This is a genomic window from Priestia megaterium (assembly GCF_046599315.1).
In the GTDB taxonomy this organism is placed as follows: domain Bacteria; phylum Bacillota; class Bacilli; order Bacillales; family Bacillaceae_H; genus Priestia; species Priestia megaterium_F.
On the sequence record NZ_JBKIKC010000009.1, the window covers coordinates 141,482 to 166,193 of the forward strand.

A 24,712-nucleotide genomic window follows, 5' to 3' on the forward strand; every position below is an offset into this window, starting at 1 on the left:
TAAGGTTGAAATACACTCAATTTAAACGTTTTTCACGTTCCTTTTCCAGAAAAGAGCATAAAAGTGTAAAATTACACTTTTTTAGTGTTATTCTACTTTTTATATGGTATAATTTCACAGAAATAAAGAAAGGAGCTTACAATTTATAATGAAGAAAAACGTGTTGTTAGGAACTTTCCTATCTTTTTATCTAGTAGGTTCGTACGCCTCCTATCATATTTATAAACAACAGCAGATCCGTCCTGTAACAAAAGATGTTGCGCAGCTTCTTCCTACAAAAGTCAAAGAAATAAAGCATGGAACAACTGAAAAACAGCTGCAGCATTGGGTGAAAACCGCTTCACAGCATCATGAAAAAATAGCGATTTCAGGCATGCAGCACAGCCAAGGAGGACAGACATATTATCCCAATGCTATTTTACTTGATATGAAGCAGTACAATAAAATTATAGATTACAAGCCCCATCAAAAAGAAATTACAGTTCAAAGCGGGACAACGTGGAATGATATTCAGCAATATATACATAAAGACGGCCTTGCACTTCAAGTTATGCAGTCACAAAACATTTTTACCGTTGGGGGTTCTATCAGTGTGAATGTACACGGAAGAGATATTCGATACGGTTCTTTAATGGATACGGTAAAATCTATGCGTCTCCTGCAGGCAGACGGATCTATTATCGAGATTAGCCGGACAAAACACCCCGAACTGTTTTCTTTAGTAAACGGAGGCTACGGGTTATTTGGGGTCATTTTAGATGTGACGCTCCGTTTAACGGATGATGAATGGTACGAAGATGAAATTATTCGCTTAGGTTATAGACAGTATACAGCGTATTTTAAAAACTACGTACAGCATAATTCTGATGTTCGTATGCATATGGCACGTATTTCTGTTTCTCCTAATCAATTGCTAACAGATATGTACGTCACAAACTATCGTTTATCTTCTCAAAATACTTCTACTGTAAAAGAACCGCTCAAGACAGAAAAAATAGTGGCACTTCCTAAATTTATGCTGGGGCTGTCTCGATATAGTGACTGGGGAAAAGATATGCTGTGGGAAACACAAAAGGCTTATTTCTTAAGGCAAAACGGACGACTTGAAACAAGAAATAATGTTATGCGTTCTGAAAGTGATTTTATGGAGTACGAAAGTGCTAATCGGACGGAAGTTTTACAGGAGTACTTCGTTCCGGTTGATGAATTTGCTTCTTACATTGATGATTTACGAAAAGTGTTATCAACAGAGAAATTAAATTTACTGAACATTACCGTTCGCTATGTAGAAAAATACAATAAAGCAGTGATGTCTTATGCAAAAGATGATATGTTTGCTCTTGTTTTACTTATTAATCAAAAAAAGGATCACCAAGGCATTTCTGATACACAAAGGGTTGTCAGAAAAATGGTGGACGTGACGCTGCAGCATCAAGGAAGCTACTACTTGCCTTACTACGGTTATCCAAGCAAGAAGCAGTTAGAAGACGCTTATCCTCATACAGCCGCCTTTTTTAATTTAAAAAGAAAATATGATCCAAACGAAACGTTCGTTAATTTATTTTATAAGGAGTATGGAAAATGACGTATAAACAACTCTTACATTCACAAAGCCTCATGATTACCGCGAGCAGTATTGTTTTTCCTTTTTACCTTTTACTGCTTCGAAATCTTGGTGATAGTTATTCACAATTTGGCTTAGCTTACGGAATTTTTGCTTTAACCGCAGCCTTGAGTCACCCTTTGATCGGTTCATGGAGTGACAAAGTAGGAGAAAAGCGCTTGCTCCTTTTATATACGTTCGGGATGGCCGTTGTTATGATCGTTATTCCCGTCTTAACAACTATCACGCAGGTGTACATCATTCAAATTATAATGGGGTTACTTGGAGCTCTTCAAAAAACGGCAGAAAAAATAGCGTTATCTAGGCAGACAGATCGTGCTCACACGGGAAAACAAGTAGGACACTATCATTTATGGACCTCTATATGGGCAGCTTTAGCCGTGATTGGAACAGGTTATATCATTGATTTTTTGACAATTGGCAGCCTTTTTTACATCACTTCGTTTATGTATGTAGCAGCAGGGGTATTAATATGGCAAAAACCTAAAACAATCGAGCTTGAACGCCACCATTCGCTGTAAAAGCATATATGAACAGGTCACTTGAATTTTTCAGCTCGTACAATAAGATACTATAAAAAAACTTATGTTCTCCCGATATAAGTACTGAAAGGAGAAACGTTTATGCAAGGTATAAGTATATCAGGGCAAGATCCAGTGTCTTCCATTATAGTATCGTTCGCTATTTTCATCATTATATGGGGTCTTATTCCAGGCTTAACTATAAAGTATGTATGTAAAAGTCAAACACTAGGTATAGCAAGTTTTTTTATCGGTATCGCCTACGGGGTTAAAGCAGGTCATTTCCTTACTTAAATACGGTTTGGTGTAAGTAAGGAAACTTGGACCGCTATTAGCTAAGCGGTAATTCCTTTTGTTTCCTGTTATTTTTTTAGAGCATTTCTCCATAATAACGGTTAAAGAGGTGAATCCGATGACAGATAACAATATTGGTTTTGGAGTTAGCGGAGGCGCAGAGACTAGAAAAAAATCTACTGTTTCTAGTGAAGCCCCTATATCTAATGAGATACAACAAAACCTAAAACAAGATAACTACGAAAAGCTTAGCCATCAGCTAAATTCATTATCTGATGATGAGTTTAGAGCAGATCGCGATGAAGATTAAGGAATACTTATTAAAAACGAATATTTAAATTAAATAAAGTATTATGAAAGTAAACTAAGTGGATTCCATAACTTTGACGTGATAGCATTAACTACTGGTACAAACATACCACTTGACTATTTTGGCATGTTATCTTGTCAGAGTTCTTAGTTATTTTTTTGATAACTAGGAATCCATTTGTGACCTTTAAGTAGAGATATAAAGGTAATCCTTCACTTTAATGAGTGAAGGATTTTTTTTTATCATTTCGTTATAGTTCTGTGATTGTTTGGATTAAGAAGGATACACTAGATACATTGTATACAATGTAAACGTCGTCATGTATAATGTAACTTGTATTATCAAAGTTTTACACGTTTTATCTCTCTTATCCTTAGAAAAAACTTGAATGAACGTGAGAGACATACTCGAGATAAGCGGAGGCATATACTGGTGTCTAAACAAATACATGATTTTAATGATATTATCCGAAAGCTGCGCAAAAAACTTTTTGGAAAAGGTCCAGAACGAATTCATACGGTATTCGTTCAAAACATGGCTATTTCAACTTTGTATGGAAACTTAACGCCAGCTGAACAATTTATCGCGAGAACAGCCGAAGGTAAAGAGACGGTACATATGGCACGAACAAAGCTTATTCAAAACATTTATGCTTCATCTCCTCCAGAAGGACTTGAAGATTTGTTAGGAGCTAAGCTGGACTATTTATTTTCCGATATCAAAGTGGAGGAAGATATTGCTGTTTCCGTGTTTGTATTTGAAACCAATATTCAGTAGAACAACGTGAAAATACATAATTTAATTAAATGAACGATGAGTAGGATCTGCTTGTTTTTTATTTGATTTTATTATAAATAATGATGACTGATATACTGTAAAGAAAGTGCAGGATTATTAGGCAGCATTCAAAAACCTTGTGTAAAAGGTGTTTTTGAGTGCTGCCTTTTTTAGTTAAGGAGGGGTTTTATGGCATTTCATAAGCCGGATAAAATACTGAACATCGCTTTAGAAGCAGGTGTTTCAAAAACAAAGTTATCACTTTCTTCTATTCTTAGGCTTGGATTTTTAGGAGGCGCGTTTATTGCGCTTGGTTTTTTACTGGATGTACGCATCATTGGTAATTTACCAGTTGAATGGGGGAATTTATCAAACCTTTTAGGAGGGACGGTCTTTCCTGTAGGTCTTATATTGGTCGTACTTGGAGGAGCAGAGCTCATTACGGGCAATATGATGTCTGTTTCCATTGCGCTGTATGCAAGAAAAATTTCGCTTCGTCACTTGCTTCATAACTGGTTTTGGGTCACTCTGGCTAACTTTTTAGGCGCAGTATTTATTGCGTATTTCTTTGGACACATTGTCGGTTTAACAGAAACAGGACCTTTTTTAGATAAAACGGTAGCAATTGCTCAAGCTAAAATTGATGAATCGTTTTTTAAAACGCTTATTTCTGCTGTGGGATGTAACTGGCTTGTATGTTTAGCTATTTGGCTTTCATACGGTGCTGACGATGTTACGGGGAAATTCTCGGTATTTGGTTTCCGATTATGGCTTTTGTTGCGATCGGCTTTCAGCACGTTGTAGCTAACATGTTCATTATTCCCGCTGCCATTTTTGCAGGTCACTTTACATGGATTAATTTTATTATAAATATTGTCCCTGCCTTTATTGGAAATATGATTGGAGGAGCTGTATTTGTAGGCTTTATTTATTTTTCTTCTTATCAACAGAAACAAAAAGAACAATTAAAAAAAGCTTCTTAAGCGATTTTTATCAGTCGTCATTAAAACATGCAGTCTCTTAGTAAAGAGGCTGTTTTTTTGAGAGTGAAAGCTGAAAAAATTTATTTTTAACAATTTATGTATGATAACATATAAGTCAATTAGGATAAGATGTGGTCAACGTTCAAATTCTTACTTTTATTTTCATAATAATATTATGGTTAACTAGATGTTAATTAATACATTCGTAAGGGAGAGAAAGAAATATTGAATATTGGTGTAGGCTTGATTCTACTATCTGTCGCACTATTGCTTCTTAATATCAAGAATGTTTTTACACAAAAAAAGGAAGAAGACGTGTAGCACCAGTTTGTTAATAGCGGGAACATTGATTTTATCAGCAAGCCTAATATTACTTACTGGTTTGTATGATCCGTATGCAAATCATGTTTAAAAACGTACTAAAGGAGCGTGAAGAAATTGAAGTTGATGTTTGCTGTTTTACTGATCATATTTGGTAGCATTTTAATTGGTTTGTCTAGTACCAGTCTAGCTGAAACAGGTAATAACGTAATAAGCTTAGCTGGAATTGGGTGTCTGATAGCAGCTATTTTTATAGCAAAAGGTAAAAAAGATACCAAATGCTATACAAAAAAGAATGCGATGTTTAATCACGCATTCTTTTTTGATGTGAGCGGCCATAACTCTTTGTCGTCCACTTTTTCTTACGGTTATTATAAAATAGAGAGTAACAGCTATACATACAGTAGTAAGGTGGTATTTAATAATGAAACAATCTAACACGACGATCGGGATTGTCGCGCATGTTGATGCAGGAAAGACTACGTTTTCCGAACAGCTTCTTTACCATACAAAAAGTATTAAACAGCGAGGAAGAGTCGACCACAAAGACTCGTTTCTTGATACCCATATAATTGAAAAAGAACGAGGAATTACGGTATTTGCGGATCAAGGAACTTTTTCATATAACGGTTCTACTTACTATTTAATTGATACGCCGGGCCACGTCGACTTTTCACCTGAAATGGAACGTTCTATTCAAGTGATGGATTATGCGGTTGTCATCTTAAGTGCAGTCGAAGGAGTAGAAGGCCATACAGAAACGGTTTGGCAGTTGCTTCAAAAACATCGTGTTCCGGTATTCTTTTTTATCAATAAAATCGATCGTATAGGAGCAGACCATGAACGCGTTATAAACGATATTAAACATAACTTAACCCCTGATGTTTATGATATAACGTCAGAGCTCATAGATAGCTCGTTAAGTGAGGGACTTATTGAATTTATAGCTGAAAAAGATGAAGAGCTTCTAGATGCATTTATTGAAGGCAAGAATGACCAAGCTTATTGGAGAGCTGCCATGCAAAAGCTTATCCAAACCAATCAGATTTTCCCGTGTGCTTGTGGTTCAGCTTTACAAGATATCGGTATTGAAGGTTTTTTAGAGAAGTTTAATTTGCTAACAGCAACTCACTACTCGAAGGATGAAGCATTTTCAGGGCGTGTATATAAAATTCGGCACGATGAAAACGGCATGCGCATCACGTTTATCAAAGCTCTGAGCGGGAAACTGCAAGTGCGTGATGAAGTGGCTTATGCAAAAAACGGAGAGTTATACGAAGAAAAAATCACTCAAATTCGTGCGTATAACGGAAGCACATTTAAAAATGTAAATGAAGGTTCAGCCGGCGAACTTTTTGCAGTTACAGGATTGTCCTCAGCATCGATTGGAGATGGGCTTGGAAGGTTAAAAGAAAGCCGCTCCTACGAACTTTTGCCTACGTTAAAAGCAAAAGTTGTTTTTGATTCTTCTGTTCATCCAAAAGAAGGGGTCAAACTTTTTCGATTATTAGATGCCGAAGATCCATCTTTACATGTGACGTGGGAAGAAAAACTTCAAGAACTCCATATTCATGTAATGGGAGCAATTCAGCTTGAAGTTTTCGAAAAACTGATAAAAGAACGTTTTAATATAAACGTACAGTTTGAAGAACCGGAAATTTTGTACAAAGAATCCATTGAAGATACGGTGATGGGCTACGGACATTTTGAACCATTAAAACACTATGCAGAAGTTCATTTGAAAATAGAAGCATCGGAGCGAAACAGCGGAATTACTTTTGAAAATGAGTGTCACACCGATGATTTATCCGTCGGGTATCAACATTTAGTGCGTCAGCATATATTTGAAAAGCAGCATCACGGTTTGCTGACAGGTTCGCCTATTACTGACATAAAAGTGACATTATGTACTGGACGAGCTCACAACAAGCATACAAGCGGAGGAGATTTTAGAGAAGCAACGTACCGGGCATTACGACAAGGGTTAGAAAAGGCAAAAAATATTGTACTAGAACCGTATTATGACTTTAAAATTAAAGTAGATATTGATCAAATGGGCAGGGTGTTAGCTGATGTTCAAAGTGCACACGGCCGCTTTGATTCTCCTCAAACAACCGAAAACAAAGCGATTATTATAGGAAAAGTTCCTGTTGCTACTTTTATGAACTATGGTTCGACGCTAGCATCTTTTACGCATGGAAAAGGAGCGATGTCTCTGTTATTCGGAGGGTATGAACGATGTCATAATGAAGAAGAGGTTATGGAACGAATGAGCTACAATAAAGATGCGGATCCGGAATACAGCTCATCATCTGTCTTCTGCGCAAAAGGACAGGGCTATACGGTTCTTTGGAAAGAAGCAGAGGAAAAAATGCACTGCTAAGAAAAAGTACTGTAGCAATCGCTACAGTACTTTTTCTTAGCAGTCTTTCAACAGCTATTTTCTCCATACCTTTACAATAAAAACCATATTAAAGTGCTGAAAAGCTTCAAGGACTGTCTATCATCGCGCCTATTTTTTTAGTTCCGCTTATGATTGTTCCTTCAATTATTGGTTTTTTTATAAAAAAAGACAAGCTCTGTCTATGGGCAATTATTTTAAATATCATCTTGTTTCTTGTACCAATTGGCTATCATGTCATCGGTACGCTAGTATTTGGCCCCTAATTCAAAAAACGAACAAACTTCAATATAAAGCTTGTTCGTTTTTTATATCATATAACCTTCTATAAAGACTATTGAGCCGGAGCAGTAGCTGTACTGGTGTTTTCGTCTTTCAGCATCATCCTTACACCTTGTATAACCGCAATTCCTTCCCACTTATTAAGATCAGGTTCAAGAAATTCCAAAGCAAACGTGTGTGGACGTAATGACAAAAAAGAAGAGAGAGTCCGGACTTGAATGACGGGAACACCGGAACGCAAAACATCAAATTTACGATCTGTTATATTTCCCGTAATTTCATATGTATCACCATCGTTTCGAATATAAAGATACTTCTTTTTAAAAAAAGTGAATCCCCGTTGAATTATTCCAACTTCATTTTCGTGATGATCTGAAATAATTAGCTTTGGCATAAGTGCAAACATTTTAGATTTACCTGTAAATACGATTTCTTCGTTCTTTAAAATCTCAAATTTATTAGCAATGGACAACTTATATGCGACATTTCCAACAACCTCTTGTGATTCATTATAAATAGGAGATTCACCTAATTCGAAAAACTTGTCTTGCAAGATAATTCCTTGTTTCTTCATCTTAAAACCTTTTTGGGATATATTACCATATTTTATCTTTTGAGTTATGCCAATCAAATTTTCAGTAGTGTTAACAAATAAAGTTCATTCTTACGTGCTGCTGATAATGAAAAGAATGAAAATAGGTTTCGAAGCTCATAATGTGTAAAGGAGACCCTGCTTATTTATAAAACTAAGTAAAGCAGTTCGTCATACATTCAAAGTGACCTATACATAAGGAGATGATACTTTATGCCTCAATGGCATCCGCATCGTGAACAAAAAAATTTACCTGATGAAGTTCCTGTTAATCCACTTTTTTCTCGACAAGGAGAAGTGACCATTCCAAGGCTTCGTATTAGTGATCAAGGTATGCTGCCAGAAACAGCTTATCAAATCATTCATGATGAAATTGTTTTAGACGGGAATGCTCGCTTAAATTTAGCTACGTTTGTTACCACTTGGATGGAGCCTGATGCAGAGCGTCTGTACGGCGAATCTTTTGATAAAAATATGATTGATAAAGATGAGTATCCACAAACAGCGGCTATTGAAGAGAGATGTGTACGTATTTTAGCGGATTTGTGGAATTCACCTAAGCCTGATACAACGATGGGCGTTTCTACTACAGGTTCATCTGAAGCATGTATGCTTGGTGGACTGGCGTTAAAGAGACGTTGGCAGAAACTACGTAAAAGTAAAGGTCTATCAACCGACCGGCCGAACATTGTATTTAGTTCATCCGTTCAAGTGGTATGGGAGAAGTTCGCGAACTATTGGGATGTAGAGCCGCGTTATGTGAATATTAATCCAGATCATCCTTATTTAGATGCAGAAGGCGTGATTAATGCTGTTGACGAAAATACAATTGGCGTTGTACCGATTCTTGGAGTGACGTACACAGGGGTTTACGAACCAATCGCTGCCATCGCAAAAGCATTAGATGAGGTTCAAGAAAAGACAGGATTGGATATTCCTATTCATGTAGATGCAGCTTCTGGAGGTTTTATCGCTCCGTTTCTTCAACCAGACCTGATCTGGGATTTCCGCTTGCCGCGAGTAAAGTCCATTAACGTGTCGGGACATAAGTATGGTTTAGTCTACCCCGGTTTAGGATGGGTGATTTGGAGAGAAAAAGAGGACTTGCCTGAAGATCTTATTTTCCGCGTTTCTTATCTAGGAGGCAACATGCCAACTTTTGCGCTGAACTTTTCTAGACCAGGAGCACAAGTTCTTTTACAGTACTATAATTTCTTGCGTTTAGGTAAAGACGGCTATTATTCCGTACAAAAAGCCACACAAGATACCGCACTATTTCTCAGCAAAGAAATTCAAGAAATGGAAGCATTCGAAATTCTTTCTGATGGTTCAGATATTCCGGTTCTTGCCTGGAAACTGAAAGAAGGATACACGCCGAACTGGACTCTTTATGACTTATCTAGACAATTGCGTACGTACGGATGGCAAGTGCCTGCTTATCCGCTACCTCCAGACATGGAAGAAATAACAATCATGCGCATTGTCGTTAGAAATGGATTTTCAAGAGACCTAGCTCATTTATTTATGGTTAATTTCAAACAAGCTATTGAATTTCTCAATTCGTTGGATAGACCTGTTCTTAAAGATACGAAATACGACAATGGATTTCATCATTAATACCTATTATGGAAACGCAAAGCCGCGTTTTAAAAAAGGTAGGCGGCTTTGCGTTTTTTTGTTTTATATATATAAAGATAATTTTTTCAAAAAAACACCATAAAAAATCAAGAAAATATTATTATATTTTCTTGATTTTGGTATAATGACCTTCAGGGTTCATAGCTCTTTAGAATTATATAAACCCTAAAAAAGATAAAAAAAGGGGATAATAGTCTATGAAAATGTTGAAAGTTGCTTTTGGTATTCCATTGTTAGCTGTATTGCTGACAGGGTGTGGGGATGAAACCAGTGAAACTGCATCGCAAAAAGAAGAACCTACAGAGAAATCCACAGCCCTTCATACTAAAGAAAATGGTAACAAAACCGCTGTAAAAGAATCTTCACCCAATACATTACAAACAAAAGCATCAACAATTAAAAAAGCCGTTAATTCTAAAGAAGCAGATCGCGATTATTTATTAAATGTAATGAATGGCTATCAGTATATCCAAGTAGGTGACAATCAGTATATTTACTACGGCATTAATCAAGAGCAAAATGTTTTTTGCATGATGGAAGTTAACTTTGACGCGAGTGGTGATTATATAGAAAACATTAATTTTGTTGATAATGCTTCAGAAGAACAAATTGCTTTGCTTCAAAACCAAATCAAAGAACAACAAAAGCAATTATCAGACCTCGAACAGCAGCAAATGGAAAAAGAATTAGATGATTACTATGCGCAGCGAGAAGAAGAGCGACAAAAAGAAGAAGAGGCTCAGGCCAATGCTGACGCAGAAGCTGAAGCTCAGGCAGAAGCAGATCATAAAGCGGAAGAAGAACGTTTAGCAGAAGAAGAGAAGAAACAACAAGAGGAAGCCGAAGCTCAGGCAAAAGCGGATGAGGAAGAAGCTGAAGCTGATTCAGAAGATGAGGCGCAAACAGAACCAGAGCAAGAAGAAGATACAGAAGCCATTGAGGAAGAGGAACCAGCCGAACAAACAGTTTCCCAAGAGCAAGCTATCCAGCTAGTTCGTGAGCAACAAGGCATATCTGAAGATTCACCTCTTTTTGTAGAATACGATCACGTTGACGACTCAGGAAACTATATTATCCATGTTTATGAAAGCGTTGTGGATAATGAAGAAACAGGAGAGGGACATACAGCTACACAAGGATGGTATCAAGTAAGTCCTGGCGATGGGTCAATTACTGATGTTACGGTAGACGGTTACTAATAAAATAAGCTGTTTATTTTTCGAAATTAAAACGTAGTAACTATATGTGGAATCTCTCCCCAATTTGAAGCTGACAAAGATACTGTTGCGCCAAATAAATCTACTGTTAATAAAGTAGACAATAACGATAAAGTTATAACTGGTAAAGCGGAAGCAGGTTCAACTGTAACTGTTAATGTAGGTAAAAAACGAATTGGGTACGCAAAGGCAAGTTCAAATGGATCATTCTCTGTTAGTATCCCTGTACAGAAAAAAGGAACTAAATTAAACGTAACTGCTAAAGATGCTTCGAATAATGTAACTGTTGTGAAACATTAAAATTGATGAACTGTTTAGATTATCTGCTATGCATTTAGGATAGTAAGTATTATAACTATAAACAAACAGGATAAAGACGCATGTTTATGACCGCTTTATCCTGTTTTTATTATTAATACCCTTTATTTTTTTAAAAGATAAATTAATGAGGTAAGCGTAGATGAAGAGAATTCGCAGGATATAAAGGTAGTTCCTACCGAACAGCAATTAGAACAATTAAGAAACGCAGCTTGGGATGCTACTTTAATTGTTACGTCAGGCAAGGAAAAAATAGCGGAATTTGATATAAGTAAATTGGGAAACTAAATGGAATGAACAGGAACAAGGGGATAAGGAAAGAGCTAAATTATGTACCAAAGAGAACGGATTTTCATCCTCTCTTTAAAGAAAGCTGGTTTAAAGGGTATAGAGTGCTCTCATCTAAGATGATAATTTTCGATGAATATTCGAGATGTTCATTATAACAAAGCAGCAAATTATGATAAAAATCCAGTAAAAGAACGACATAAAAACTATTTTCCTCCGAAAACAAACCAGAGCGATTGATAAGAATATTTTCGTATTTTTTAACGATTCTTTGAGTTCTCTTTATAATTTTTACCGCATCTTTCATTTTATACATTTCATTTAACTCTTCCGCAAATACATGGAGGTCTTTTTGTATTGCCTTTCTAAGCGCTGCATTCATTTCTTTAATGTTCTGCGGTACTTCTTCCAGAATAAATTGCTTTATCATAATGAAATCAGATTGTACTGGCTCGTGCAAAAAGCTTAGGTAAATACGAAGAGTGTTATACGCATCATACATCGGATTGTGCTTTTTACCCTCAAACTGCAAATTATATAAAGCTAACCCATTTTCTACTGATACGTTATTTTTAGAAACACGCTTTGTAAAAATCGCTTGAAAATCAACATAACGCTGTTCTATCTTCTTTATAGTAGCAAGAGAGATTTCGTGCTTTTCCGCATCTATTTTTAAACGAGATAAATCGCTGGTAGACCAAGAGAAAAAACGGGATTTTTTAATTCCGCCAATCCAGGTTAAAAAGTCTTCAAAAACATTTTTGAAATTACTTGCACCGACTAAATCAGTATCTTTAATACCGGTTAGCTCTGTGCAGAAGCGGCTTAAGGACACCTGTTTTGTAGGTTGAATATAACGGTCAAAAAACTCAATGTCTTCTGTCTCGATATTGTACTTCACCGCGCCGAGCCGAATTGCTTCCATATCTTCAAACGGCATTCCTTTGTTTGAACACAGCATTTCAAAATCAAAAAAGATAAATTGTTTTACATCTGCCATATTCTATGCTCCTCTCTCTAACAGGTTATTATAAGGGAATAGTGGTGAAAGAGAAAGGACCAATAAATCCCAAATTTTGAGAATAACAATGAATTATTTCAAAAGGCTAGGGGACACTTATCAGTTTCTAGGTAGCGGAAAAGTTTTTGAAGCTCTTCGAGGGACATATAAACAGTAAGCTTTTTGTCTGATTATGGCGCTTGGATATCAGCAGTGAAGTCTGACTTCATATAATTTTCTTTTAAACGATATTGACTAAGTAGCTTGATATACGGCGTCGTAACGTTCTAGGCTTAATTCCATGATTAATTACTTAATTCTGTACAAAACGACGTACACTTGAAGATGTAAGTTCATCCAAATCAAGTGAGCGATTATTTTCTTATAGGAATTCTTGATAAAGCCTTAAAGAAAACGAGTAACCAAGACAAAGCAATAGGTGATATGTATTCCAAGGATCTAAGAGCAAGGGAGACCTCAATGATTTTATTTCTTTTTTTAGTTTACATAATATATATTCTAGGAACCAATAGATAAAACAGAAATTCCGTCTCATTACAAAAGAATACTTATGATAATGAGACGGAATTTAAAAATGAGATAGGGTTTGTATTTATATGAACTAACGCTCTAAACTAATTGTCAGCAATAATTTGTTCTAATTAAACAATTTATATTTAAGATTTTGAAAAATGAATGAGTTTACTTATAGAAATTAAATTTTATACCCATTCATTTTTTCTCATTGAATTCTCAATAAGTACTTTGCAAACCGATAAAATCTGTTTAGGTTTAATATTTCAAGGATTTATTTGCTACGAAACGTATATTTTTCATTTAGTACATATGTTTGCATTAAATGGATTTTTATTCATTTTAAAATGTTAAAACCTCGTATTCCCTGCAATAAAATGCATAAAAAAGCATTTTTATTCTATTTAATTCTTTGTTAAAATGTTTAAAAACCCCTTTACTATCAGCTTTTTAGTGATTTTAGTTGTAGTTTCCCTTTTCATCGGGTATAATATTAAACAAATAGATGACGGTATAAATTGGATGTCATTATCCAGTTTTAAAGGAGCGATACTCATGAACATTACAATTTATTATGGAAATCATGAAGATAAAACAATTCACACAATGGATTGCCACGTAGACATCGATTTAGATGATGAAGATATGGTAGCTTTAACAGAAGCTCGTTAATGAATATATAAAAGGCTGTGGATGCTTTTCATCTGCAGCCTTTTATTTTTTCCCTCTCTCTCCTTCCCGACTTCTAATGACCGCTACTCTTTACAATTATTAGCTACTTTTATTATAAAATTTTAAATTATCCGTTTACTACTCTTTACTTTTCGACACATTTTTTGTATCATTAAACAAGAACATACGTTCGATTTGTTTTTTATCGTATTGATGATCACAAGGAGTGTTTTTGAATGACGGTACGAAAAAGAAAAAGAAAGAAGCTCCCTCCTACCCTATCCAATACAGGCTTTATTGGAGCAACGTTTGCTGATACAGATGAATTAGCACGCAACGAATATCACTTCCCTCGTAAGCAAATGAAAATTACCCATCATGTCTTAGATGCTTTGCTTCAAGGGGCAACGCATTTATTTCAACAGCATAAAGTTGAAGCCGCTATCTCATGCGTGTATTTACCTAAGTACAAAAAGATTGGGTTGGTCCTTTCTAAACAGCCTTTTGGCCACAATGAAGGCATTGGTTATTTTATTAATTACTTAAAGGAAATCGGACATATTGATTGGGATGAAAAAACGAAAGACTACGAAATACATAATACAAGTTTTATCGGCGTGGTATTTGCAGACCTAGAAAAAATTGCTAAGTTCACCTTCGACTTTGAGTTAGAATTGCTGTCAAAGTTCGTCAAAGACTTAATTATTCCTGCTAAAGAGTTGTTCTTGCAGCATAATGTAAAAGCGTATCTCTCAGGCGTTGAAAATGAAGATCAGCATAAAGTAGGGTTTGTTTTATCAATCAAGCCTTATGATGAACGCAAGGAAGCAGACTTATATTTTGTGGAATATTTAAAAGAACGTGGTTTATACGAAGAGGACGAGTCTGAAGAAGAGTTAGTACCTATTCATACAAAATGGAGTTTATTTAAATAACATACGTTATACCCGCTGTCTTAATGAGGCAAGCGGGTCTTTTTTTGCTTTTTTACAAAAACCCAAAACAAATTAGTAGCAAGTACTAATAGTTAGTAATATAATAATAGTAATGATAAAAAATCATTGATATCTATAATATAAGGAGTCGTTTTTATGATTCAACTAAAAGATTTAGTTCCAAGCGAACATTACAACTTAACAGAGGAAATTGAAAAACATGCATCCAATCAGCTTGCGCTAAAGTGGCAGGACGCTGACGGTGCACGTGAGGAAATTACATATAACCAGCTGTTAGCAAAAGCAAACAAAGTGGCAAACGGGTTAACGGAGCTAGGCTTAACAAAAGGCGATCACGTCTTGGTTATTGCGCCTCGTCTTATTGAATCGTATGCTATTTACTTAGCATGTTTAAAAGCAGGTATTATTGTAATTCCTTCTTCAGAACTATTACGCGCAAAAGATATCCAATATCGTTTACATCACGCTGAAGCAAAAGCGATTATTTCTTACCATCCTTTCTGCAATGAGATCGATAAGATTGAAAACTTCCCTACTTCTCTACAACATAAAATTACGTTTGGCGCTGATGTTACGTCATGGACGCGCTTAGAGTTACTTACTGCGAATGCATCAGAACAGTTCCAAACAGCTAAAACAACCAAAGATGATACGGCATTCCTCCCTTATACATCAGGCACAACAGGCCAGCCAAAAGGAGTTGTTCATACTCATGGATGGGCTTATGCTCACCTTCGTATTGCAGCTGCTGAATGGTTAGATATTAAAAAAGGCGATACGGTCTGGGCAACAGCAGGTCCTGGCTGGCAAAAGTGGATTTGGAGTCCGTTTTTATCTGTACTTGGACAAGGTGCAACAGGCATTATCTATAACGGACGTTTCGAACCGAAGAAGTTTTTAGAAATTTTACAGGACGAAAAAGTAAATGTACTGTGCTGTACGCCAACAGAATACCGCTTTATGGCTAAAATTGATGAGCTTGAACGTTTTGATCTATCTCACCTTCATAGCGCTGTATCTGCCGGGGAACCGCTAAATGAAGAAGTTATTAATGTGTTTAAAAAATATTTTAATATCCAAGTGCGTGATGGATATGGCCAAACGGAGAATACTCTTTTAATCGGTACATTAAAAGGTGTAAAAACGAAGATTGGTTCAATGGGTAAACCAATGCTTGAAGGGTTTGTGGAAATCATTAATGAAGACGGCGAACCTTGTAAGCCTGGAGAAGTTGGAGACATTGCCGTTCGTAAAGACCTCCCTTCTCTTTTCAAGCACTACTACAAAGATATGGAGCGTACAAAGAAAACTTATAAAGGAAACTACTACTTAACAGGTGACCGCGCTTCTAAAGACGAAGAAAACTATTACTGGTTCCAAGGACGCGGAGATGATATCATTATCAGTTCCGGCTATACAATTGGGCCGTTTGAAGTTGAAGATGCGTTAATTAAGCACCCAGCGGTTAAAGAATGTGCCGTTGTAGCTAGCCCAGACGCTGATCGCGGCCATGTTGTAAAAGCATATGTTGTTCTTGTCGATCATGTAAAAACGACAGATGCAGCGTTTATTAAAGAGCTGCAAAATCACGTAAAGAGCCTAACTGCACCTTATAAATATCCTCGTGTAATTGAATTTATTGATGAATTACCAAAAACCAATTCAGGTAAAATTAGACGTGTAGAACTTCGTGAACGTGAGCAACAAAAAGCATAATAAATGAAAAAAACGACGTATCTGTTAGGATACGTCGTTTTTTATTAGATGGAACGCTGTGAAGTACGAACATCCACCGTTAAAACACCGGTATTTACATTTGCGTATGCTTTAATGATGACGGGATAATCTTTGTTGTTTGTGAATTTAAAATCAGGTCCTCCCCACGATACGGTTGCATCTCTTCCTGCAGGTACATAACCTACATGTTTTGAGTGGTGAGACCTAGCTGTCACTTGAAGACCAGCTCCGTCAATAGCATTAAATAACGTAGAAGATGTTTGGCAAATACCTCCGCCAATTCCCATCACTAGCTGTTTGTTGATAATTTCAGGAGCGGGCTGATAGCCTCTTTCTACTGTTCGCTCTCCTACTGTTTGATTGTAGGAAAATGAATCTCCCGGCCCTAGTACAACGTTATTAATCGCTTCTGCTGATAGCTGAACATTTCTGTTTCTATTTGTATCACTTGGACGAAAACGTGTAGAATACGAAGCTAATGATACATTGGCGATTCCTTGAACAGATGCTGCCGTTACATTTGGAGCGGTTTCGTAAATCGGAACCTTTACATCCAATTGTTTCGTATTTAAATTCTGCAGATTTTTAACAAGCTCTGCTTCTTTTAAAATGATTTGTTTGGACCCGCCAGTTAATGATCCATTTGCATCCATTTTTATATTTTGCATAGGCGTATCGATCCCTTTTGCCAGCTCAGAGGCTAATTGTTTAATTTCTTGATCGTATACATCTTTATCCTTGTAATGAACCGGCTTGAATTCTTTCATTACTTGTCCTGTACGGGAATCTTTTAACTGATACGTCAGGTCTTCAACTTTAAGGACTGGCTTTTTCTTTTTCTCAGCCTTTTTTTCTGCTTTTTTAGCCGCTTGTTTTTGTTCTATCGCAGCTGTTTGCTTTGCAAAATGATTTGTGTACATGCTGTACGCAATAAACGCACTAACAATTGTCGCGCTAAGCAAAAGCGCCCCTAAGACTTTCTTCATGTAATTGAATCCCCCCATATCTCGGCTTTACCTCAATATGTTTTTTCTATAAAAATATGTATACATTCATTTTATACAAACATCGTCCAAAAGACGATATGTCAAAGTGAATAATCACCATTTTTTATATTTTTTTCTGTGTTCAACACATGAGGTAAAGCGGAATGATGTTCATAGACCCCATTTTTTCTTATGAACTCAATAGAAAACATATGTTGTATGCGTTTCCTATTATTACTATTCTTATATATAATAGCACGAAAATAAGAATTTTTTAACGAATTATGGTAATTATTTTAAAATTTTTCTGACAATTTTCGCAGGGTTGTTCATTTTTCTATAGTCATCATACATGGTATAATGGTAAAAATGGAATTTGTTTTATGAGGAGGATTTACGCTTGACTGAACGTTATAGCAAAGAAGAGATTAGTCATCAGCTAGAAAGTATCGATCATGTAAAAGAAGCTCTTTTAAAATATAAAAACACCGTAATCGGTGAGAAATATGATTTGCTTCCCTACCACCTAACTTCAACAAAAGAGGCAATCCTAAAGACAATTCATGATAAAAACAGCTGTATTGTTAGCGATATCACAAAAGTGCTCGGGCTCTCACCCGGTGCTATCACCATTGTATTAAATCAATTAGAAGATGATGAGCTTGTGAATCGTATTTATAAAAAACAAAACCGCCGAAGCGTATGGGTAGAATTGACAGAAAAAGGCGAAAAAGTTGTCGAAGTATTACAAGCAACACGTGTCGATTTTTGGTCAGATCTACTTTCACACTTATCAGAAGAAGAAAGAGATCAATACTTTCACATTATGAAAAAAATATCTCAAAAATTACAGCAATAAATATAAAAAAGCGGCTTTTATAGCCGCTTTTTTATTATGCATGTGCTAATGCTTGTTTTTTTACTTCGTTTTTCAACACTTTTCCTACACTGTTTTTAGGAAGTGAAGAAACAAATACAACAGTTGGCACTTTATACGGTGCTAATCGTTCTTTACAGAAATTCACTACGTCTTCTTCAGTTAAAGTTGATGCTTCTTGTTTAACAACAAATGCATATGGAACTTCACCATATACGTCATCAGGCATACCGACAACTGTCGCTTCTAACACACCTTCTGATGCTAAAACAACCTCTTCTACTTGATCTGGGTAGATGTTGTCTCCTCCGTATACAATTACATCTTTATAGCGTCCTTCAATATAAAGAAACCCGTCTTCATCTAATCGCCCTGCATCGCCCATAGCTAACCAGCCATCTTGTAAGACAGCATTTGTTGCTTCTTCGTTTTGCCAATAGCCTTTAAAAAGATAAGGGCTACGTACAAGCACTTCACCTTTTTCTCCAGTCGGCACTTCTTGACGTGTCTCTGGATCTACAATTTTAACTTCTACATGCGGAGCAGGTTTTCCAGCTGAGCTTACTTTCTTCCATCCCATTTGAGGATGCCATGAACTGATAATCCACGCTTCTGTGCTTCCGTACCCTTGAGCTAAAATCATTCCATTCCGATCATATTGTTCGATTAAAGACTCAGATACTTTTGTTCCACCTGACACAGCAAGTTTTAGAGGGAAATCATAGTGATTTCCTTTTTCAAGCTCTTCTACGATGTATTTTAATGCTGGTGGTAATGCAAACAGCATTTTAATGTTTTCTTTTTCAATTACTTCAATTACTTTAGCTGGATCTGTTTCTTTAGAACATACCATTGTGTTTCCTGTGTTGATGCACATAAATAAGATGCTCATAGAGCTCATGTGGAAGAATGGATGAACAAACAAATAGCGCATGCTTTTATCGATATTTGCGCGTTCTTCCTGCCCGCCAGAATTTAAGAAGGCACTTACGGATCCGTGTGCAATCATACATCCTTTTGACTTTCCTGTTGTACCTGATGTGAACATCATTAATGCTAGATCTTCAGGAAGTACTTCAGGAAGTGCTTCTGGTGTGTTTGTGTTATACGCTGAGAACTGAGTTGTAAATTCTTTTGCATCTTCAATCTTTAGCGTAAAGCTCAGTTGAGCCGTTTGTTCTGCTTTTTCCAATACAGATGTAAATTCATTGTGGTGGATAATCGCTTTTAACTGTCCGCTCGTAATAATGCTATCAAGTTCATAAGGTGTCATGCTTTTACTTAATGGAACAACGACCGCTCCCACTTGTAAAATCCCCATTGTAACGACTGGGTAAGCGATGCTTGTATGAGCTAAAATACCAATACGATCTCCTTTTTGGATTCCTTTCTCTAATAAGTAATAAGACAATTGATTTACTTTTTCATGAAATTCATTAAATGTATAACGTTCATTATGTTCAACTAGTGCTTCATGTTGAGGAGAAATCTCTGCACGTTCTGCGACTAAGTATTGTAATGTGTTCATTTTATCCTCTCCTTTTGTCCGTCTGGACTAAATATTACGATCTTGAATATTTTAATGACTAAAACATAATAACAAAAAAATTTTCCGAAGTAAAAGTTTAAAATTATCAAAATGTGTTTATATAGGTTGTAACGGGAAATGTTAAAAGAAATACTGTTTTTAAGAAATATTGTATTATCAAGGGTTTGAGAAACTTTTATAAAATTTAAATAGTTCAAACACTGGGTTTAATGAACTATTTTTTTCCTTTTTTTGTTTGTAAATTAGTTTTTATTTCTTGTTTTTCATTTTTTTAATATATTTTCTTAATTTCCCCTTATTCACCGAATTTTGAGCTCATTTGTTGAATGGAAATGGTGAATATGAAACAATAATGTATAAGTATCTGGATTTGAAAGGAGCAAATTTAGACATGAAAGTTCTCGTAATTGGTGCGAATGGTCAAGTAGGTAAACATATTGTAAATATCTTGAGTGAAAGTGATGTACACACTGTACGTGCGATGGTTCGTAAAGAAGAACAAGCAAAAGAACTTGAAGCAAGAGGTGTTGAAACGGCTTTTGCAAGCTTAGAAGGCACCGTACATGAAATTAAGGAAGTCATGAAAGGCTGTGACGCCGTTATCTTTAGCGCGGGATCCGGTGGCAGCACAGGCTATGATAAGACGCTTTTAATTGATTTAGATGGTGCGGTAAAAGCAATGGAAGCTGCTGAAGGTTTAGGTATTAAACGATTTGTTATGGTAAGTGCACTTCAGGCACATCACCGTGAAAACTGGAATCCGTCATTAATTCCCTATTATGTAGCTAAACATTATGCAGATAAAATCTTAGAGGCAAGCGGATTAACGTATACAATTGTTCGTCCAGGGGGATTGATAAACGAACCAGGTACAGGACGTGTAGACGCCGGTGAGATCAAAGAGCGCGGATCAATTCCTCGTGAAGATGTAGCGCGTGTTGTAGTGGAAACATTAAGTGAAGATCATACATTCGGACGTTCTTTTGATTTAGTTTCAGGTGATACACCTATCACAGAGGCTATTCAATCTATTTAATATAAAAAGCAGCGAATGTGGATTCGCTGCTTTTTATTTATTAGTTAACACATGTATTAAATGATAAATCACTTTTGCTGTCAGTCCCCATATAACTCGATTTTCATAGTAGTAGAAATGTTCTTCCATCTCTCTTGTTTGCCAATTATAATTTTCTCCACCAATAATGGCGTCATAAGGAAAATTATGTTCGGGTTCTACTCTGAAATGAATATTGTGTATATCAGGTTTGGTACGCTGAAAAAAAGAAAGAGGCACGGTAAATACTTCTGCTACTTCCGAAGGATTCGGTCGAAGGTCAAGCGAATCGTCAATAAAACCTACATACGGATAAATGATCGTTCCAAATTGAGAAACAATATAATCCAAAGCATGTACGTTCTGAATAGATTGGGACGTAATGCCTAACTCCTCAGATGTTTCACGAATAGCGGTTTCTTTTTCGTCTGCATCCGTCTTTTCAACACGCCCTCCTGGAAAACAAATTTCTCCCGGCTGTCTTCTTAAATCAAACGCTCTTACCTCAAATAAAACATGTAGTTCCCCTTGTTTTTCAATAAGAGGAACAAGAATGCCGAAGCGAGAAAACTGCTCCATCCCAAGGATTGTTGGCATCCGATTTTCTAACTTAGCTATGATGTGGGATGCATCCATATGTCCACTTCCTTTCACAAAATGAATTATCAAAAGAATAGCGAGTTATAAGCTGTGATGTCAACTAACCTGCAAAAGAAAGCTGCTATCTTTATTATATGAAGAGATTTATCGAATTGACACTGTAATTATTAAAAATGTAGGACATGAATATAAATAAAAACAGATAGCATTGGCTACCTGTCTTTTTGTTTTGTTTTTAACAACCCGTAAATAAGCAAAAAGAATGCAACCACACTGATAAGCAATCCTCCTACTTGCTTATCAGTAAGTCCAAAACGAAGCTGGAGCCAAAAGATGACTAAACAAATCAGAATGACGCTGGTAGCTAAATAAAAGTAAATGCTGTAAAAGAACGGATTGGTTTTCTTACGTTTGTATACAAGTAATGAAATCCCTATATACGTACCCAAAAGTGTAAGTAATACAACAACTTCGGTTAATGTTCTCACTGCATTCTCCCTTCTCCTTTTTTCTTCTATACCCTATTTCTTCTCTCATCAAAAGGTAGTTCAATTGATGATTACGTATTTAATCCCCCTCATACTCCACTTATTTTATTGTAAAACCTTCACATAATAGAGCTAGGAGATGTTCGTATGCCAGATAATAATAGCAGCAGTTTTGATAATTCAGGATCAGGAATTGTAGAAAGATTTGACTACAACAATTATAAAAATAAAGATAGTAATAATAATCCGACGCATAACGGTATCATTGAAGAAGACAGGCGTGCAGTAAACAATTTGCCACAAGATTCTCAAACAAGATAAAAAGGTATTCACGAAAAACCGCACTTACGAAATAAGGCGGTTTTCTCGATACGTTTAATCCCAACTTCTATTGATTTTTAATTTGATAATCTTCAACCTTTAACCTCAGCTGCTTTTTTACAAAGGCGCTTACATTATATATCAAGAGCAAAGGTAATGACCGCCTCACATGCTAATCCGCTGTCCACGAATGCTGTTCCTTTTCCTTTTACAATCTTTCCCCGCTGCTTGAGAATTTCAAACTCTAAGCGAAGTGTATCTCCTGGTTTGACTTGACGCTTAAAACGACATTCATCTATTCCTGCTAAAAAAGCAAGTCTTCCTTTTTGTTGGTCATCAGGAGCCATAGCAAATCCGCCTAGCTGAGCAAGAGCTTCGACAATAAGTACCCCTGGCATTACCGCATAGTTCGGAAAGTGACCTTGAAAAAAAGGTTCATTTGCTGTTACTTGTTTGATTCCTACGGCAAGCTTTCCTTCTTCTTGCTCTAAGATACGATCAACAAGTAAAAAAGGATAGCGATGTTGAATGGTATGTTTTATTTGTTCAATGTTTTTCATATGTACCTCTCCTTTTTCTTATAATAAAGGGTCATTGCCGTCAGAGGCAGGAAACGTATTTGGATGAAGAAGCGGTGCGAGTTTTTTTAATCCTAACAGCAACCGAGGTGACGGACGGCAATACAACCATTCTTCTAGTACATACACGCGATGTTCTTTTATGGCAGACATGTCAGACCAGTTCGGCCTTTTGTTTAAAATAGTTGGATTAACTTTGTTTTTTTGCACACCCACCCAAGCCAGACACACATGATGTGGATTTCGTTGGAATACTTCTTCCCAATCGCTCTGTACATTGGCTTCTTTGTGATCAGCAAATATATTTTCTCCTCCTGCTAACTCGCTAATTTCAGTCAACCAGTTTGCTTTTCCAGGAGTAAAGACAGGTTTTGGCCACCATTCCCAGTATACAGTGGCTTTTTCATCAATTTGACGTGCAAGCCCTTTATATGTAGAAAGAAACTGATCATAACGCTTTAACAGTTCATTTGTTTGTGAATCGATGTTTAATCGTTTGCCTAAATCCTGTAGATTATAACGAATATCATTTAGTGAATTAGGGTTATACACGACATAAGGAAGCTTTCGTTTTTTAAGTTCTTCAATATTTTTCTCCATACCAGGAACGCTTAGGGATGCTAGGACTAGATCGGGTTTCGCTTCTTCCACAGCATCCATATTAATTGATAAATCGGGACCTAAACGCGGCAGGTTTTGAATAGACTGCGGCCAATCGGAATAGTCATCAATTGCTACGAGCAAGTGCTCACATTTTAAATACGCCATTAGTTCTGTATTGCTTGGACAAAGCGAAACAATTCGCATATCTTCCCTCCTGCATCCATTTCTTTTTTTCATTATACAATAGATTTACGTATAAAAAGCAGAGACTTTCACTAAAGCCCCTGCTTTTGGTACTCTTTCTTATCCGCCCATCGCGTGATAAAGGAAATAAAAAAAAACCAAACAGCCAAGTGAACTAATACTTGTAGTAAAAATGCCAATTGAAAGCAGGATTTGTCCATCTCTTTTTGTTTTCGATCGCAGCATATAATAGAAAGATAAAAAGATGCCAATAAGTAAATAAATTGCCCATATGTAAGGTAGATTCTTTAGCTGAAAGATGTATCCTTGATTAAATAATAAAGAGTAAATAAAAAAAGATTTACGATAAAAAATATAAGAAGTACACTTTTCTTCATCTATCAAACCCTCTTCTATTCCTTATTTTCTGGTACATTCGTCTTGTTTTGATTTCTCTCTTTCATTCGTTTTAACACTATAACCACAACCGCTATAATACCAGCAATAATTCCTATATAAAGAAGTCCAAACACTAAGATAGGTACTACACCCCAAAGCTCCCTCCCATTCCTCCTGCTTTTTTTAGTTATTACCTTATTTTACCTTATTTTGCAAAGATGTCACGTCTTTTGTCCATGAAAAAGGGAGTTTGAATGTACATTCAAACTCCCTAAAGAGATAATAAAAAAATAATATTTATTATAGCGCTTTGCTTTTGACACTCGCTCCTGTTCCGAAAAACTTATCAAAAATTTGATAAAGAGCAGATAGGCCGACTAACCAATAAATCGTTGTTACTAACCAATCCCAAGAGCCAAATAGCTCTTCTACCACATTCACACCTAATGCTACAGCTAACCAATTTAAACCGCCTAAAATCACAAGAAGAGTCGTTAAACCTGAAAGAAATTTCACGTTGTCACCTCCTTGCGAACTGCATTAGGAAAAGCAGCTCATGTTACATCTTATGCTTTGTATGGATTGGTATATGCATAGGCGCTATGTAAA

At 36.2% G+C, this 24,712-nt stretch carries 24 protein-coding genes and 1 pseudogene; 16 read left to right on the forward strand and 9 right to left on the reverse strand.

The window, feature by feature from the left end:
- The first annotated feature begins 148 nt into the window (after nt 1–148).
- The 8 genes and pseudogenes from ACLHDF_RS22360 to ACLHDF_RS22395 all read left to right on the forward strand — a co-directional run bounded on the left by ACLHDF_RS22360 (nt 149) and on the right by ACLHDF_RS22395 (nt 7,213).
- Nucleotides 149–1,585: an FAD-binding oxidoreductase gene (locus tag ACLHDF_RS22360; protein ID WP_413920805.1), complete on the forward strand. Its 1,437-nt coding sequence runs from the start codon at nt 149–151 to the stop codon at nt 1,583–1,585.
- Nucleotides 1,582–2,145 carry an MFS transporter gene (locus ACLHDF_RS22365; RefSeq protein ID WP_413920806.1) on the forward strand — a complete coding sequence of 188 codons (564 nt, stop codon included), beginning with the start codon at nt 1,582–1,584 and terminating at the stop codon, nt 2,143–2,145. The genes ACLHDF_RS22360 and ACLHDF_RS22365 overlap by 4 nt, the downstream gene beginning before the upstream one ends.
- Nucleotides 2,146–2,247: 102 nt before the next feature.
- Complete coding sequence (locus ACLHDF_RS22370; protein ID WP_413920807.1) at nt 2,248–2,439, forward strand: hypothetical protein; 192 nt, start codon at nt 2,248–2,250, stop codon at nt 2,437–2,439.
- Nucleotides 2,440–2,557: 118 nt separating this feature from the next.
- The gene (locus ACLHDF_RS22375) at nt 2,558–2,749 is read left to right on the forward strand and encodes a hypothetical protein (RefSeq protein ID WP_413920808.1); all 192 of its coding nucleotides are present in this window, start codon (nt 2,558–2,560) and stop codon (nt 2,747–2,749) included.
- Nucleotides 2,750–3,181: 432 nt separating this feature from the next.
- Complete coding sequence (locus ACLHDF_RS22380) at nt 3,182–3,526, forward strand: DUF2294 domain-containing protein (protein ID WP_413920809.1); 345 nt, start codon at nt 3,182–3,184, stop codon at nt 3,524–3,526.
- A 189-nt stretch (nt 3,527–3,715) separates the two neighbouring features.
- A pseudogene (locus ACLHDF_RS22385) lies at nt 3,716–4,509 on the forward strand (formate/nitrite transporter family protein).
- Between the two features lie 438 nt (nt 4,510–4,947).
- Entirely contained in the window at nt 4,948–5,268 is a 321-nt protein-coding gene (locus tag ACLHDF_RS22390) for a hypothetical protein (protein WP_413920810.1), read from the forward strand.
- On the forward strand, nt 5,255–7,213 hold the full coding sequence (locus ACLHDF_RS22395) for a GTP-binding protein (protein WP_413920811.1): 1,959 nt from the start codon (nt 5,255–5,257) through the stop codon (nt 7,211–7,213). The genes ACLHDF_RS22390 and ACLHDF_RS22395 overlap by 14 nt, the downstream gene beginning before the upstream one ends.
- Before the next feature lie 352 nt (nt 7,214–7,565).
- On the opposite strand, the gene ACLHDF_RS22400 is transcribed toward ACLHDF_RS22395, so the two are convergent.
- Complete coding sequence (locus ACLHDF_RS22400) at nt 7,566–8,087, reverse strand: hypothetical protein (protein WP_413920812.1); 522 nt, start codon at nt 8,085–8,087, stop codon at nt 7,566–7,568.
- A gap of 231 nt (nt 8,088–8,318) precedes the next feature.
- On the opposite strand from ACLHDF_RS22400, the gene ACLHDF_RS22405 reads away from it, so the two are divergent.
- The 3 genes from ACLHDF_RS22405 to ACLHDF_RS22415 all read left to right on the forward strand — a co-directional run bounded on the left by ACLHDF_RS22405 (nt 8,319) and on the right by ACLHDF_RS22415 (nt 11,260).
- Nucleotides 8,319–9,722, forward strand: a complete 1,404-nt coding sequence (locus ACLHDF_RS22405) for a glutamate decarboxylase (protein WP_413920813.1) — start codon at nt 8,319–8,321, stop codon at nt 9,720–9,722.
- Between the two features lie 218 nt (nt 9,723–9,940).
- A complete protein-coding gene (locus tag ACLHDF_RS22410) occupies nt 9,941–10,942 on the forward strand; it encodes a hypothetical protein (RefSeq protein WP_413920814.1) in 1,002 nt (333 codons plus the stop codon).
- Between the two features lie 51 nt (nt 10,943–10,993).
- Entirely contained in the window at nt 10,994–11,260 is a 267-nt protein-coding gene (locus tag ACLHDF_RS22415; protein ID WP_413920863.1) for an Ig-like domain-containing protein, read from the forward strand.
- Nucleotides 11,261–11,630: 370 nt separating this feature from the next.
- On the opposite strand, the gene ACLHDF_RS22420 is transcribed toward ACLHDF_RS22415, so the two are convergent.
- Entirely contained in the window at nt 11,631–12,566 is a 936-nt protein-coding gene (locus ACLHDF_RS22420) for a 3'-5' exonuclease (protein ID WP_413920815.1), read from the reverse strand.
- A 1,442-nt stretch (nt 12,567–14,008) separates the two neighbouring features.
- Here ACLHDF_RS22420 and ACLHDF_RS22425 point away from each other — a divergent pair.
- Both ACLHDF_RS22425 and mbcS read left to right on the forward strand, forming a co-directional pair.
- Nucleotides 14,009–14,707, forward strand: a complete 699-nt coding sequence (locus ACLHDF_RS22425) for a hypothetical protein (protein ID WP_413920816.1) — start codon at nt 14,009–14,011, stop codon at nt 14,705–14,707.
- A gap of 156 nt (nt 14,708–14,863) precedes the next feature.
- Entirely contained in the window at nt 14,864–16,444 is a 1,581-nt protein-coding gene (mbcS, locus tag ACLHDF_RS22430; RefSeq protein ID WP_413920817.1) for an acyl-CoA synthetase MbcS, read from the forward strand.
- A gap of 44 nt (nt 16,445–16,488) precedes the next feature.
- Here mbcS and ACLHDF_RS22435 read toward each other — a convergent pair whose 3' ends face one another.
- Nucleotides 16,489–17,451, reverse strand: a complete 963-nt coding sequence (locus tag ACLHDF_RS22435) for a VanW family protein (protein ID WP_413920818.1) — start codon at nt 17,449–17,451, stop codon at nt 16,489–16,491.
- A gap of 400 nt (nt 17,452–17,851) precedes the next feature.
- On the opposite strand from ACLHDF_RS22435, the gene ACLHDF_RS22440 reads away from it, so the two are divergent.
- Nucleotides 17,852–18,310, forward strand: coding sequence for a MarR family winged helix-turn-helix transcriptional regulator (locus ACLHDF_RS22440; protein WP_413920819.1), 459 nt, complete (start codon nt 17,852–17,854; stop codon nt 18,308–18,310).
- A gap of 34 nt (nt 18,311–18,344) precedes the next feature.
- Here the strand turns inward: ACLHDF_RS22440 and ACLHDF_RS22445 are convergent, their stop codons facing one another.
- Nucleotides 18,345–19,856, reverse strand: a complete 1,512-nt coding sequence (locus ACLHDF_RS22445; protein ID WP_413920820.1) for a class I adenylate-forming enzyme family protein — start codon at nt 19,854–19,856, stop codon at nt 18,345–18,347.
- Nucleotides 19,857–20,268: 412 nt separating this feature from the next.
- On the opposite strand from ACLHDF_RS22445, the gene ACLHDF_RS22450 reads away from it, so the two are divergent.
- Entirely contained in the window at nt 20,269–20,913 is a 645-nt protein-coding gene (locus tag ACLHDF_RS22450; protein ID WP_413920821.1) for an SDR family oxidoreductase, read from the forward strand.
- A 33-nt stretch (nt 20,914–20,946) separates the two neighbouring features.
- On the opposite strand, the gene ACLHDF_RS22455 is transcribed toward ACLHDF_RS22450, so the two are convergent.
- Entirely contained in the window at nt 20,947–21,567 is a 621-nt protein-coding gene (locus ACLHDF_RS22455) for an NUDIX hydrolase (protein WP_413920822.1), read from the reverse strand.
- Nucleotides 21,568–21,743: 176 nt separating this feature from the next.
- Nucleotides 21,744–22,019 carry a hypothetical protein gene (locus tag ACLHDF_RS22460; RefSeq protein WP_413920823.1) on the reverse strand — a complete coding sequence of 92 codons (276 nt, stop codon included), beginning with the start codon at nt 22,017–22,019 and terminating at the stop codon, nt 21,744–21,746.
- Nucleotides 22,020–22,166: 147 nt separating this feature from the next.
- Between ACLHDF_RS22460 and ACLHDF_RS22465 the strand changes: the two genes are divergently transcribed.
- A complete protein-coding gene (locus ACLHDF_RS22465; protein WP_413920824.1) occupies nt 22,167–22,340 on the forward strand; it encodes a hypothetical protein in 174 nt (57 codons plus the stop codon).
- Between the two features lie 134 nt (nt 22,341–22,474).
- Here the strand turns inward: ACLHDF_RS22465 and fabZ are convergent, their stop codons facing one another.
- The 3 genes from fabZ to ACLHDF_RS22480 all read right to left on the reverse strand — a co-directional run bounded on the left by fabZ (nt 22,475) and on the right by ACLHDF_RS22480 (nt 24,619).
- Nucleotides 22,475–22,900 carry a 3-hydroxyacyl-ACP dehydratase FabZ gene (gene fabZ / locus ACLHDF_RS22470; protein WP_413920825.1) on the reverse strand — a complete coding sequence of 142 codons (426 nt, stop codon included), beginning with the start codon at nt 22,898–22,900 and terminating at the stop codon, nt 22,475–22,477.
- A gap of 18 nt (nt 22,901–22,918) precedes the next feature.
- Entirely contained in the window at nt 22,919–23,725 is an 807-nt protein-coding gene (locus ACLHDF_RS22475) for a cobalamin-binding protein (RefSeq protein ID WP_413920826.1), read from the reverse strand.
- Between the two features lie 678 nt (nt 23,726–24,403).
- Nucleotides 24,404–24,619 carry a DUF378 domain-containing protein gene (locus ACLHDF_RS22480; protein WP_013057146.1) on the reverse strand — a complete coding sequence of 72 codons (216 nt, stop codon included), beginning with the start codon at nt 24,617–24,619 and terminating at the stop codon, nt 24,404–24,406.
- Between the last annotated feature and the right edge of the window lie 93 nt (nt 24,620–24,712).